A 13,204-nucleotide genomic window follows, 5' to 3' on the forward strand; every position below is an offset into this window, starting at 1 on the left:
GTACGGGTGAACACACGTCGGGGGCGTCGCCGAAAAGGACTCGTCCGCATGCGGACGAGCCCAGATACAGCGGCGCGCACACGTGACACGTGCCCGCCCGCCGCGCACTGCCTCCCATCCGGACTTTAACCGTCGGTCCAGGAATTTCACCTGGTCAACCGGCCGCTGGAAGCGACCGGGTCGCGGACTGTAACCGCCGGTTCGGACTTTCACCGACCCCGGAGTGCGCTGCTTCTGGTACAGGGCCAGTGTGCCACGCCCGGTACTCGCCCAGACAGGTGAGGGGTGTGGGTTCGCTCACAGTGCGTGTCGTGGGCCGCACGCGGTGCGGCCGCCCTGGTCAACGGGGTGGCAGGGGGCGGACGTTGACATTGGTCCGGACCCATTGACCACACTGGTCTAGTCCTTTTAGGGTGCGGACGGGCCCGGCGGCGGTGACGACGGCCCTTGCCCGCCGCCGGGCCGCCCAGAGGAACAACGCAGCAGACGTGCAGCAGACGTGTGGCCAGGCCCTGCGACGCCGGGTTGACCGACGAGACACCCCCTAGCGCTCCGGCGGCCCGAAGCGCTCCGGCGGTCCGAACAGTTCGTCCTGGGCGCGATCCCGGGCGGTGAGCAGGGCGCCGCGCAGTACGGCCGTGCCGCCCAGGCCGCTCGGGCGCACCTCGGTGGCCAGCGGCGACATACGGCGCAGCCGCTCGGCCACCAGCTCGGCGAGCACCGCTCCCCCGGCCCGGCCGATCTCCCCGCCGAGCACCACGCACCCCGGGTCCAGGACGGCCACGAGGGAGGCGGCGCCGACGGCGACACGGTCGGCCAGGGCGCCGAGGAAGCGGCGGGCGGGCGAGGCCGCCGCCCGGCCGGTGCTCCCGGCCGGCTCCCCTGCCACCTCGGCCGCGGCGCCGCGTACCACCGCGGCCACCCCCGCGCCGTCCGCCGTCCCGGGCTCCGGCAGTCCGCACTCCGCGGCCAGGGACGCGACGGCGGCCGCTCCGGCCAGCGAGTGGAACCCCCCGCCGCAGTCGGTCGCCGAGGGCAGGGTGTCCGTTCCGGGAACGGGCAGGAAACCGATCTCCCCCGTGCCGCCCGAGGCGCCGCGGCGCAGGGTGCCGTCCAGGACGACCGCGGCGCCGACACCGTGGCCGAGCCAGAGCAGGACGAAGGTGTCCCGGTCCCGGGCGGCACCCTCGCGCTGTTCGGCCAGTGCGGCCAGGTTGGTCTCGTTCTCGACGGTGACCCGGGCGCCGGGCAGGCGCTCCTGGAGCGCGGCGACCAGGCTGCGGTGCCAGGCGGGCAGCCCCGCCGAGTCGCGGAGGTCGCCGGTGGCCGGGTCGATCAGGCCGGGCGCGCCGATGCCGACGGTGTGCAGCCGCCCCCAGGCCCGGCCGTCCTCGCGCGCCGGGGGCCCCATCGCGTCGGCCCGCTTGGCGGTCTGCTCCACCGCGGTCACCGCCTGCTCCACCGCGACCCCGGTACCGCCGCGCCCGTCGATCGGCACGGACGCCTCGGCGAGGACCCGGCCCACCAGGTCGGAGACCAGGACGAGGACGCCCCCGGTACGGACGTCCAGCGCGGCCAGGTGGGCGCGGTCGGCGACGATGCCGTAGAGCCGGGCGTTGGGGCCGCGCCGCTGTTCGCCCGACTCGCCGACCACGGTGATCAGGCCGGAGGCCGAGAGCCGTTCGACCAGGTCCGCCACCGTCGGCCGGGACAGTCCGGTCAGCTGCTTCAACTGGCCTGCCGTGAGCGGGCCGTGCTGCTGCAGCAGCCGCAGGGCCAGCCGGTCGTTGATGGCCCGGGCGGTGCTGGGTGATGCGGGCATGAGGGGAATCCTCCCAGATCGGCGGGGACCGCCCGGCCCGACGTGGCGCGCGGCCGCTATCTATCAGGCAGGGTCCCTGATAGTTTACGGTGCGTGGCGTCGGAGCGAGGCGGGGAACCTCCCGGGGAGGGGCAGGAACATGAGTGACACGAGTCATGCGCGCGACGGGGTGAGGCGCGCCCGGTACGCCGTGGCGGCCGTGTTCGCCGTGCACGGCGCGGTGACCGGTTCGTTCGCCACGCGCGTGCCGTGGATCCAGGAGCACACCTCGCTGGGCGCGGGGCAGCTGGGGTTCGCGCTCGCCTTCACCGCGTTCGGGGCGTCCTGCGCCATGCCGCTGGCGGGCCGGGTCAGCCACCGCTACGGCAGCCGGACGGCGCTGCGCGGCCTGCTGGCGCTGTGGACGCTGTCCCTGGTGCTGCCGGCGCTCGCGCCGAACCTGGCCGGCCTGTGCCTGGCGATGTTCACCTACGGCGCGACCGCGGGCATGGCGGACGTGGCGATGAACGCGCTCGGGGTCGAGGTCGAGCGGCTGCTGGGGAAGTCGATCATGTCGGGGCTGCACGGTATGTGGAGCGCGGGCGCCCTGATCGGTTCGGCGGCCGGCACGCTCGCCGCGCATCTGGGTGCGGACGCGCGCCTGCACTTCGCCCTCGCCTCGGCCGTCCTCACCCTGCTCGGTTTCATGGCCTGCCGCTGGGTGCTGGACCTCCAGCCCGCCGAGGACGAGGAGCCGCCCCCGCGGTTCGCGCTGCCGCCGCGTTCGGCGCTGCTCATCGGCGCGGTCGGCTTCTGCGCGGTGTTCGCCGAGGGCGCGAGCCTGGACTGGTCGGCGGTGTTCCTGCGGGACCGGCTGGACAGCTCGGCCGGGCTGGCGGCCGCCTCAACGACCGGCTTCATGCTGACCATGGCCGTGGCCCGGATCGCCGGGGACGCGGTGGTGAACCGCTTCGGAGCGGTCCGTACCGTACGGGCCGGCGGTGTCCTGGCCGGGCTGGGCGGGCTGCTGATCGTGCTCGCCGGGCACCCGGCGGTGGCGATGGCGGGGTTCGCGCTGACCGGGCTCGGCATCGCGGTGGTCGTACCGCTGTGCTTCGCGGCGGCCGGGCACGCCGGCCCCAACCCGAGCCAGGCCATCGCGGGCGTCGCGACCATCACCTACACCTCGGGGCTGATCGCGCCGAGCCTGATCGGCGGGGTGGCCCAGGCGACCAGCCTGACGGTGTCCTTCGGCGTGGTGACCGCGCTGGCGTGCGGCCTCACGGTGTTCGCGGGTGTGCTGCGCACCGCCGAGCGCGGCGGCCGGCCGGAGGTCAGCCGGCAGGCCGCAGCAGTTCCCGACCCGCGGCCCTGAAGGTCTCGCTCCAGGGCGCGGGACGCATGGTCGCAGGATCCAGCCGCACCAGCACCCGGGTGCCCCGTGCGTAGGTCTCGGTGCCGTCGGCCGAGCAGAACCGGAACCCGTAGGTGACGCCCGTGGTACCGAGGCGTTCCAGCCAGAGGTGGACGGCGTAGGGGCCGGGGCGGGTGACCGGTGCCTCGTAGCCGATGCGCAGCTCGCGGACCGCGTTGCAGGCGTCGCCGGCCGCCGCCCAGTCGCCGTCGAAGCGGACGCCGTACCCGTTCCACAGCTCGGTCCAGGCGCGTTCGACCATCAGCGGGTAGCGGGCGTTGTGCAGCAGCCCGAGCGCGTCGAGGTCGTCGAAGTGGACGGTGACGGGGATCAGCCGGCCGTAGGCGACGGCGGGCGCGATCGGGGCGTGGGCGGTCACGGGTCGGGCTCCTGAACACTGCGGCTGGACATCGTGGCTGAGACGTTTCCATACTAAGCGACCGCTCAGCAGCCCTGTTCGCGAGTCCGTGGGCCCCGCCGGGAGGTCCGGCCGCGCGGGTCCGGCCCGGCCCCTGGGCGGACCGTCCGGGCAGGGGGAGGCCGGATACCCCTGACAATGGTGCGAGACCGCTTGGACGTACGTAAGAAAGCGAAACCCCACCATGGACCTCGGCGTGCGCTGGAAACTGCACGGTGACGGGCGCACGCCCGCACCCGGAGCGGTGGTACGCCCCGACGAACGGCTCTCCTGGCCCCGTACCGTGGGCCTGGGCGCCCAGCACGTGGTCGCGATGTTCGGCGCCTCCTTCGTGGCGCCGGTGCTCATGGGCCTGGACCCCAACCTGGCCATCATGATGTCGGGCGTGGCCACCGTGATCTTCCTGCTCGCCACGCGCGGCCGGGTGCCCAGCTACCTCGGCTGCTCCCTGTCGTTCGTGGGCGTGGCCGCCGTCATCCGCGCCCAGGGCGGTTCGAGCGCCACCGTGACCGGTGCCGTCTTCGTCGTCGGCGCCGCGCTGTTCCTCGTGGGGCTCGCCGTGCAGCGCTTCGGCGCGCGGATCATCCATGCCGCCATGCCGCCGATCGTCACCGGCGCGGTCGTCATGCTGATCGGCTTCAACCTGGCCCCGGTGACCGCCTCCACCTACTGGCCGCAGGACCAGTGGACGGCCCTGCTGGTGATGCTGTTCACCGGTCTGGCCGTCGTGTGTCTGCGTGGTTTCTGGTCCCGCATCGCCATCTTCCTGGGCCTGGTCTTCGGGTACGGGATCTCCTGGGCGTCCGACCGGATCTTCGGGAAGATCCACTCGGTGGACGCGAGCGGCAAGCTCACCGACCACTGGCGGCTGGACCTCTCCGGCGTCTCCCACGCCGACTGGATCGGCCTGCCCTCCCTCCACGGGCCGTCCTTCCAGTGGTCGGCGGTCCTGGTCGCGCTGCCGGTGGTCATCGCCCTGGTCGCCGAGAACGCGGGCCACGTCAAGGCGGTCGGCGAGATGACCGGCGACCCGCTGGACGACAAGCTCGGCACGGCGATCTCCGCGGACGGCGTCGCCTCCATGCTGTCGACGGCCGTCGGCGGCCCGCCGAACACCACCTACTCGGAGAACATCGGCGTGATGGCCGCGACCCGGGTCTACTCCACCGCCGCCTACTGGACCGCCGCCGGCTTCGCGCTGCTCTTCGGCGTCTGCCCCAAGTTCGGCGCGGTCGTGGCCGCGATCCCCGGCGGGGTCCTCGGCGGCATCACCGTGATCCTGTACGGCATGATCGGCCTGCTCGGCGCCCAGATCTGGATCAACGCCAAGGTGGACCTGCGCAACCCGCTGAACCTGGTGCCGGCCGCCGCGGGCATCATCATCGGCGTCGGCGACGTCACCATGAAGTTCACCGACACCTTCTCGCTCAGCGGCATCGCCCTCGGCACCCTGGTCGTCATCACCGGCTACCACACGCTGCGCGCCTTCGCCCCGGCCCACCTGAAGGAGCAGGAGCCGCTGCTGGACGAGGGCACGTCCTCCTACGACACGGAGGCGGACGCCGACGCCGGTGCCGGCCCCGGCGGTGAGACGGACAGGAAGACGCCGCGCGCCACCTCGTAGTGAGGCGTTCCCCCGTTCCGGCGAAGCACCGGGCCGGTCGGCGCGCCGGCCGGTCCCGGACTGGGACCCTTCCCCTCATGGCGCAGCCGGAACAACTCACCGCCCCCGTCGACGCCGTCCTCGCGCGGATGCGCGCGCTCGACGCGGTCCTGCCCGCACGGGACGGCGTCGCCGTGTTCAACCGGGTGTACCTCGCCGTCACCGAGGAGGTCGACCGGCGCCTGGACGCCGGGGAGTTCACGGATCCGGGCGCGGCGGCCGCGCTGGACGTGCGGTTCGCCGAGCGTTACCTGGCGGCGGTCGACGCGACCGCCGCGGACCGCCGCCCGCCCGCCTGCTGGCGGCCCCTGTTCCAGCTCCGCCGCCATCCGGGGGTACGGCCGCTCCAGTTCGCCCTGGCGGGCATCAACGCCCACATCGGGCACGACCTGGCCCTGGCCGTGGTCGACACCTGCCGCACGCTCGGCTGCGCACCGGCCGAGCTGGAGGACGAGTTCGACCGCGTGGGCGAGCTGCTGGTCTCGCTGGAGGAGCGCATCCGCGAGGACCTGATGCCGGGCCCCGACCTCCTCCAGATCGCCGACCCGCTCACCCATCTGCTGGGCTCCTGGAGCCTGGAGCGGGCCCGGGACGCGACGTGGGCGGCGGCCCGGGCCCTGTGGGCGCTGCGCCACTGCGGCGATGTCGCCGAGGAGTTCACCGACCGGCTCGACGCCGCGGTGGGGTTCGCGGGCCGGATGCTGCTGACGCCGCTCGCCGACTGAGCGCGGGCGTTGGAAAAGGCGCGGGCGGCCGGAGTCCGAGCCGGCCGCCCGCGCCTTCGTCTGTTTCCCGGGATCAGTCCTCGGGAAGTTCCACCGGCGCGATCTCGTCGTAGACGTCACCCGGGCCCGGGTTCACCGGGTCGGTCCCGCCGCCGAAGTGGTGCATCACGCCCCAGACCGCGTTCAGCGCGGTCTGCACGGCGCCCTCGGCCCAGCCGGCCGTCCAGGAGATGTCGTCGCCGGCGAGGAAGATGCCCCGCTTGTTCTCGGGCAGCCGGTCCTGCATGAAGTGGGTGAACAGGCGCCGCTGGTAGCGGTAGTGGCCGGGCAGGTTGGCCTTGAACGCGCCCATGAAGTAGGGCTCGTTCTCCCAGGAGACCGTCACCGGGTTGCCGATGATGTGCTTCCTGATGTCGACCTTCGGGTAGATCTCGCCGAGCGACTTCAGCATGACCTCCATCCGCTCGTTCGCGGACAGCGGCAGCCACTTCAGGCTGTCGTCGCACCAGGTGTACGACAGGCAGATCACGGCGGGCTTGTCGGGTCCGTCGTCCAGCAGGTAGGTGCCGCGGGTCATGCGGTCGGTCAGGGTCATCGACATGACGTCCCGGCCGGTCTCCTCGTCCTTGTCCAGCCAGAACGGCCGGTCCACGGGCACGAAGAGCTTGCTGGACTCCATGTAGTGGGTGCGCTCGATCGCGGTCCAGTGGTCGATCGGGAACAGCGAGTCGTCGCAGGCGATCTTGGACAGCAGCATCCAGGACTGGGCGGTGAAGATCGCCGCCTTGTAGGTGCGGATGTCGCCGTTCGCGTCGGTCACGGTGATCTGGTTGCCCGCGGTGCGGTGCAGCCGGGTCACGGCCGGCCGGGGCCGGCCGCCCTCGTGCAGCGTGGCGAGCGAGGTGCCGTAGGCCCAGTGGACGATCTTCTCCGGCTCGCGCTCCCACAGGCGCAGCGGCAGCTGCTGGGAGCCGCCGACGATGCCGCGGTGGTGGTCGTCGGCCTCGGTGTAGACGACGCGCAGGATCTCCAGGATGGAGTTGGGGAAGTCGGTGTCCCAGCCGCCGGTGCCGAAGCCGACCTGGCCGAAGATCTCCCGGTGCCGGAAGGACTTGAAGGCCTCCGAGTCGCAGAGGAAGCCGTAGAAGGTCTGGTTGTCGAGCTTCTCGACCAGCTTCGCCCAGATCTCGCGGATGCGCGGGACGTCCCGCTCGCGCATGGCGCGGTTCATGTCGGAGAAATCGGCGCCCTCTTCGAGGCACCTGTTCCAGGCCTCGGCGACGTCCCGGTAGACCTGGGGCAGGTCGTCGATGGTCTCGGCGTAGTGCGACTCGCCCTTGAGGTCGACGACGGTCGAGGGGGTGGCCTCGGCCAGCGGGTTCGGGAAGGGCCTGGTCTCGAGGCCGACCAGGTCGATGTAGTGCTGGAGGGCGGTGGAGGACGGCGGGAACCGCATCGCGCCCATCTCGGCGGTCAGCGAGTCGTCGCAGCCCTCGAAGCCGACCGTGCGGAGCCGGCCGCCGATCTGGTCGGCCTCGTAGACGACGGGCTTGAGGCCCATCTTCATCAGCTCGTAGGCGGCCACGATGCCGGACAGACCGCCACCGATGATCGCGACCTCGGTGCCGTGCTCGGTGGCCGGGATCTGGCCCAGGCCCGCCGGGTGGGCGAGGAAGTCGTCGTAGGCGTAGGGGAAGTCCGGGCCGAACATGGTGATCGGCGGCTGCTGCTCGTCGGTGTGCTCGACGGCGTTGGGCACCGTGGACGTCATGGGGTACGGACTCCTTGCGCGAGGTGAAACAGAGGGGAGGCTCGGGCGGCGGCTCAGACGAGGGACCCGTACAGACCGGGGCGGCGGTCCGTGAGGTACGGGTTGTTCTCCCGCGAGGCGGCCAGGAAGGCGGGGTCGGCGTCGGCGAGGACCAGCTGCTCCGCGCGGCCGGCGCGGGTACGCGCGACGCCGTCGGGACCGGCGAGGACGGAGAGGCCGATGAACTCGAACTCCCCTTCCTGTCCGACCCGGTTGACGTAGGCGACGTACATCTGGTTCTCGAAGGCGCGCACCGGGATCATCGACTCGGCGACGAACTGGAAGGGGTGCATCTGCGCGGTCGGGACGATCAGGAGGTCGGTGCCGGCCAGGGCGTGGGCGCGGACGTTCTCCGGGAACTCGACGTCGTAGCAGATCAGCAGGCCCACGGTGAGGCCGTTCAGCTCGGCCTGGACCACCTGCTGCTCGCCCGGCGTGAAGTGGTCGCGCTCGAAGCAGCCGAAGAGGTGGGTCTTGCGGTAGTTCGCGAGCCGGGTGCCGTCGGCGGAGATCAGCTGGGCGGAGTTGTAGACGGTCTCGCCGTCGCGCTCCGGGTAGCCGTAGACGATCGCCAGGCCGTGCCGCGTGGCGGTCTCGGCGACCGCGTCGGCGGAGTCGCCGTCGGCGGTCTCGGCGAGGCGGGCGATGTCGTCGCCGATCGCGTACCCGGTGAGGAACATCTCCGGCGCGGCCAGCAGGCCGGCCCCAGCGGCGGCGGCCCGGCCCGCGGCCTCGTCGAGGACCTTGAGGTTCTCGGCGATCGAGCCGGGGCGGCCGGAGCTCTGGAGCAGGGCGGTGCGCATACGGGATCCTCACCGGACGGGGTTTTCGGGGGTCACGAAGAAGGTACGGTCGGCGCGCTCGGCCGGACAAGCAGGAGCCGTTGCGCGCCTGTGCGCGGTTCGTTGCGTGCGCGGAGCCTTCGGCGGCGATTCGTTGCGCACCCTCGCGAGCGGTCCCCGGCTTCGCGGAAGGGCAGGTCACGAGGGGGCCGCGGTAGCCGGCGACAGGCCCTGCCCCGCCGCAGTGGGCGCCCTCGCGCCCTCGCGCCCCCGTCTACCCCGGTGCCCCGGAGGAGAAGCGCCGCAGCAGCGGCGACAGGACCAGTACCGACTTGGTCCGCTCCACGAACGGTTCGCCGGCGATGCGCTCCAGCACCCGCTCGAAATGGCGCATGTCGGAGGCGAAGACCTGGGCGATCGCGTCCGCGTCACCGGTGACGGTGGACGCGGCCACGACTTCCTGGTACCGCTCCAGCCCCCGCTGGATGGTCTCCGGAGACGTGTTGCTCCGGCAGTAGATCTCGATGTAGCCCTCGGTCTCCCAGCCGAGCGCCGCCGGGTCCACCCGGACGGTGAACCCGGTGATGGCTCCGGTGGCCCGCAGCCTGTCCACGCGCCGCTTCACCGCGGGCGCGGACAGGCCGACCATCTGCCCGATGTCCGCGTAGGAGCGGCGGGCGTCCTCGGCGAGGGCGTGCACGATGCGTTCGTCGAGATCGTTCAGCACAGGGGGTGGTTCACTTCTTCGGTTCGGTCACTTCTCTGCCGTCACCGCGAGGTCCTCACCGGTCGCGAGACGGGAACGGCGATAGCCGTATACGAAGTAGAACACGAGCCCGACGGCCATCCAGCATCCGAAGACGACCCAGGTGACGGTGTCGAGACTGAACATGTTGTACGCGCAGAACAGGAAGCCCAGCACCGGCAGAACCGGCCCGAGCGGCACCCGGAACGTGCGCTCCAGACCCGGCTGCGTGTAGCGCAGGACGACGACCGCGATGTTGACCAGGGCGAAGGCGAACAGCGTGCCGATGCTGGTGGCGTCGACGAGCTTGCCCAGCGGGATGAGCGCCGCGAGCACACCGCAGAAGAGGGAGACGATCACGGTGTTGAGACGGGGGGCGCCGGTCTTCGGGTGGACCTTGCCGAGGGCCTTGGGCACCAGCCCGTCGCGGGACATCGCGAACAGGATGCGGGTCTGGCCGTAGAGCACGGTGAGGACGACGCTCGCGATCGAGATGACGGCGCCCAGCGCGAGCAGGGTGCCCCAGAAGGTCTGGCCGCTGACGTCGTTCATGATCGCGGCGAGGGTGGCCTCCGAGCCGTCGAACTTCTTCCAGTTCCAGGCGCCGACCGCGACGCCCGCGACGAGCACGTACAGCGCGGTGACGATGATCAGCGAGAGCATGATCGCCCGGGGCAGGTCCCGCTTGGGGTCCTTCGCCTCCTCACCGGCGGTGGAGGCGGCGTCGAAGCCGATGTACGAGAAGAACAGCGTGGCACCGGCGGCGCTGACCCCGGCCATGCCCAGCGGCATGAAGTCGCGGTAGTTGCCGGACTTGAAGCCCAGGAAACCGATCGCGCAGAACAGCACCAGGGCGGCGATCTTCACGCAGACCATGATCGTGTTGGCGCGGGCGGACTCACGTGCGCCGCCGAGCAGGAACACCATCGCCAGGAGGACGACGATCAGGGCGGGCAGGTTGATGACGCCGCCCTCGCCGGGCGCCGAGGACAGCGCGGCGGGGATGGTGACGCCGATGGTGCCGTCCAGCAGCTCGTTCAGGTACTCGCCCCAGCCGACGGCGACCGCGGCCACCGACACGCCGTACTCGAGCACGAGGCACCAGCCGCAGACCCAGGCGACCAGCTCACCCATCGTTGCGTACGCATACGAGTAGGAGGAGCCGGCGACCGGGATGCTGCCGGCCAGCTCGGCGTAGGACAGCGCCGAGAAGAGGGCCGTGAGTCCGGCGATCACGAAGGCCAGGGTGACCGCGGGACCGGCCTCCGGGACGGCGTCGCCGAGGACGACGAAGATGCCGGTGCCGAGGGTGGCACCGATGCTGATCATGGTCAGCTGCCACAGCCCGAGGGAGCGCCGAAGCTGTCCTCCCTCACCCTGGCCGCCCTCCGCGACCAGGCGTTCCACGGGCTTGCGACGCATCAGGCGCGCGGCGACGCCCGGGGACGCGGGGGCGGCCGATCTCTCGTTCTGGGTGGGTGCGCCTTGGTCGAGCACGCGCTGGCTCCTTCTCGCTGCCGGTCGGTCGGGGGTGTGGACCGGCATCACCGCCGGCCCGCGTGGAGGGGGACCGGTGGGCCTGCGAGGGCAGGCACCCACCGAGCGGGGTCCCCGCCACACCACGTACTAGCGAAGCACCCTACGAGGCGGGCCTTCACGGGCGTAATGCAGCAACCTTGCGCATCCCCGCATGATCATTGCGTTCCTGGGGCCAGAATGACAAATCGTTGCGCTCGGGCTTTCGACCGTTGCACGGCGATCTCACCGGCCCGTTCCGCGGCTCTTCGCAGGGGGTGCCGTGACGCGGACACGCCGACGGCCCCCGTCGTTCCCGGGCTCGGGAACGACGGGGGCCGTCGGTGGGAAGGAGCGGTCAGTTCCAGCTGGCGTGCAGCGGCTTGCCCTCGGCGTAGCCGGCCGCGCTCTGGATGCCGACGACGGCCTTCTCGGCGAACTCCGCGAGGGAGCCGGCACCGGCGTAGGTGCAGGAGGAGCGGACGCCCGCGATGATCGAGTCGATCAGGTCCTCGACGCCCGGACGGGACGGGTCGAGGAACATGCGGGAGGTGGAGATGCCCTCCTCGAACAGCCCCTTGCGGGCGCGGTCGTACGCCGACTCGTCCGAGGTGCGGTTGGCCACGGCACGCGCGGAGGCCATGCCGAACGACTCCTTGTAGGCACGGCCGCCGGCGTCGTGCTGCAGGTCGCCGGGCGACTCGTACGTGCCCGCGAACCAGGAGCCGACCATCACGTTGGACGCGCCGGCGGCGAGCGCCATGGCGACGTCGCGCGGGTGCCGGACACCGCCGTCGGCCCACACGTGCTTGCCGTACTTCTTCGCCTCGGCAGCGCACTCCAGCACGGCGGAGAACTGCGGACGGCCCACGCCGGTCATCATGCGGGTGGTGCACATCGCGCCCGGGCCGACACCGACCTTGATGATGTCCGCGCCGGCGTCGATCAGGTCCTTCACACCCTCGGCGGAGACGATGTTGCCCGCCGCGATCGGCACCTGCGGGTCGAGCGCGCGCACCGTCCTGATGGCGTTGATCATCGACTCCTGGTGGCCGTGCGCGGTGTCGATGACGAGCGTGTCCACGCCCGCGTCGAGCAGCTGCTTGGCCTTGCCCGCGACATCGCCGTTGATGCCGACGGCGGCGGCGATGCGCAGCCTGCCGTTCGCGTCGACGGCCGGGGTGTACAGCGTGGCGCGCAGGGCGCCCTTGCGGGTCAGGATGCCGGCGAGCCGGCCTTCCTTGTCGACGGCGGGGGCGTAGCGGCGGTTGTGGTGGTCGAGGGTGTTGAAGGCCTCGCGCGGGTCGATGTCGGCGTCCAGCAGGAGCAGGTCCTTGGACATGACCACTTCGAGCTGGGTGAAGCGGTCGACGCCGGACAGGTCGGCGTCGGTGACGACACCGACGGGGCGGTGGTCCTCGTCCACGACGACACCGGCGTTGTGCGCCCGCTTGGGCAGCAGCGCCAGGGCGTCGGCGACGGTCTGGTGCGGGGCCAGCACGATCGGGGTGTCCAGCACCAGGTGACGGCTCTTCACCCAGGTGATCACGTCGGTGACGACGTCGATCGGGATGTCCTGCGGGATGACCACGAGGCCGCCGCGGCGGGCGACCGTCTCGGCCATGCGGCGGCCGGCGATGGCGGTCATGTTGGCGACGACGAGCGGGATGGTGGTGCCCGTGCCGTCCGGCGAGCTGAGGTCCACGCCCTGACGCGAGCCCACCGCCGAGCGGCTCGGCACCATGAACACGTCGTCGTACGTCAGGTCGTACGCGGGCTGGATGTCATTGAGGAAACGCACGTGCTGCACATCCCAGTCGATCAGAGGTGACCCCCGGGCAGGTGTGCCGCGGGGGAAAGAGCACGTACTTCATTCTCCCATGTCGGGGGTGGTGTCATCCCCCGACAGAACCTCCAGGGTCCCCGCCGATCACCTAGGAGGTTCCTCCAAGGTCCAGGGTGACGGTGAGCGCCGGCGACCGGTCCGCCGCCTGCGCGAACACCTCCTGGGCGGTGCGCCACTCCTCCGGCCGGGCGTCGGCGTACGGCCGCCAGCCGCGGACGACGACCAGGAGTCCCCGCCCCGCCGCGCGCTCCGGCCAGAGTGTCGGATCGGCGAGCGAGTCGGCGAGCGCGTCCCAGTTTCGGCCGAACCAGTCGGGCAGCGCCAGGGCCAGGGCCACCCGGTCCATCAGGCCGGCCTTGTCCGTGACACCGTCCAGGTCGAGGGTGACCGTGTACCGGCCGCCCGGGTCTCGCGTCATCTCGGCACCGCCCGGTACGAGTCGTCGTGGTCTTCGGTGGGTACGGCGACTCCCGCCCTGCCGGGCG

Annotated in this window: 11 protein-coding genes and 1 riboswitch; of the genes, 3 read left to right on the top strand and 8 right to left on the bottom strand. The window is 71.9% G+C overall.

The features are described from left to right. Positions 1 to 100: 100 nt before the first annotated feature. Positions 101 to 231, bottom strand: a riboswitch (FMN riboswitch). A gap of 313 nt (positions 232 to 544) precedes the next feature. Then, positions 545 to 1,822: an ROK family transcriptional regulator gene (locus ABZ576_RS31265; RefSeq protein WP_360748371.1), complete on the bottom strand. Its 1,278-nt coding sequence runs from the start codon at positions 1,820 to 1,822 to the stop codon at positions 545 to 547. 139 nt (positions 1,823 to 1,961) lie between these two features. Between ABZ576_RS31265 and ABZ576_RS31270 the strand changes: the two genes are divergently transcribed. Then, the gene (locus tag ABZ576_RS31270) at positions 1,962 to 3,176 is read left to right on the top strand and encodes an MFS transporter (protein ID WP_360748374.1); all 1,215 of its coding nucleotides are present in this window, start codon (positions 1,962 to 1,964) and stop codon (positions 3,174 to 3,176) included. Here the strand turns inward: ABZ576_RS31270 and ABZ576_RS31275 are convergent. Beyond that, positions 3,136 to 3,594: a thioesterase family protein gene (locus tag ABZ576_RS31275; RefSeq protein WP_360748377.1), complete on the bottom strand. Its 459-nt coding sequence runs from the start codon at positions 3,592 to 3,594 to the stop codon at positions 3,136 to 3,138. The two genes, ABZ576_RS31270 and ABZ576_RS31275, sit on opposite strands and share 41 nt — an antisense overlap. Before the next feature lie 223 nt (positions 3,595 to 3,817). Here ABZ576_RS31275 and ABZ576_RS31280 point away from each other — a divergent pair, with 223 nt between their 5' ends. Together ABZ576_RS31280 and ABZ576_RS31285 are read left to right on the top strand one after the other, a co-directional pair. After that, on the top strand, positions 3,818 to 5,257 hold the full coding sequence (locus tag ABZ576_RS31280) for a solute carrier family 23 protein (RefSeq protein ID WP_360748380.1): 1,440 nt from the start codon (positions 3,818 to 3,820) through the stop codon (positions 5,255 to 5,257). A gap of 77 nt (positions 5,258 to 5,334) precedes the next feature. Continuing rightward, on the top strand, positions 5,335 to 6,021 hold the full coding sequence (locus ABZ576_RS31285; RefSeq protein ID WP_360748383.1) for a DUF5995 family protein: 687 nt from the start codon (positions 5,335 to 5,337) through the stop codon (positions 6,019 to 6,021). A 73-nt stretch (positions 6,022 to 6,094) separates the two neighbouring features. Here ABZ576_RS31285 and ABZ576_RS31290 read toward each other — a convergent pair whose 3' ends face one another. The 6 genes from ABZ576_RS31290 to ABZ576_RS31315 form a co-directional block, all read right to left on the bottom strand. Continuing rightward, positions 6,095 to 7,792, bottom strand: coding sequence for an NAD(P)/FAD-dependent oxidoreductase (locus ABZ576_RS31290; protein ID WP_360748386.1), 1,698 nt, complete (start codon positions 7,790 to 7,792; stop codon positions 6,095 to 6,097). 53 nt (positions 7,793 to 7,845) lie between these two features. Beyond that, positions 7,846 to 8,634 (bottom strand): carbon-nitrogen hydrolase family protein, encoded by a 789-nt coding sequence (locus tag ABZ576_RS31295; protein ID WP_360748389.1) that lies wholly within the window; start codon positions 8,632 to 8,634, stop codon positions 7,846 to 7,848. A gap of 253 nt (positions 8,635 to 8,887) precedes the next feature. Then, positions 8,888 to 9,340 carry an Lrp/AsnC family transcriptional regulator gene (locus ABZ576_RS31300; RefSeq protein ID WP_121789788.1) on the bottom strand — a complete coding sequence of 151 codons (453 nt, stop codon included), beginning with the start codon at positions 9,338 to 9,340 and terminating at the stop codon, positions 8,888 to 8,890. Positions 9,341 to 9,367: 27 nt separating this feature from the next. Continuing rightward, entirely contained in the window at positions 9,368 to 10,855 is a 1,488-nt protein-coding gene (locus ABZ576_RS31305; RefSeq protein ID WP_360748392.1) for an amino acid permease, read from the bottom strand. Between the two features lie 376 nt (positions 10,856 to 11,231). Then, positions 11,232 to 12,674, bottom strand: coding sequence for a GuaB1 family IMP dehydrogenase-related protein (locus tag ABZ576_RS31310; protein ID WP_360748395.1), 1,443 nt, complete (start codon positions 12,672 to 12,674; stop codon positions 11,232 to 11,234). A gap of 133 nt (positions 12,675 to 12,807) precedes the next feature. After that, positions 12,808 to 13,137: a barstar family protein gene (locus ABZ576_RS31315; RefSeq protein WP_360748398.1), complete on the bottom strand. Its 330-nt coding sequence runs from the start codon at positions 13,135 to 13,137 to the stop codon at positions 12,808 to 12,810. Positions 13,138 to 13,204 lie beyond the last annotated feature (67 nt).

Origin of the sequence: Streptomyces sp. NPDC013455, assembly GCF_040632975.1 — a bacterium.
Classification (GTDB): Bacteria; Actinomycetota; Actinomycetes; order Streptomycetales; family Streptomycetaceae; genus Streptomyces.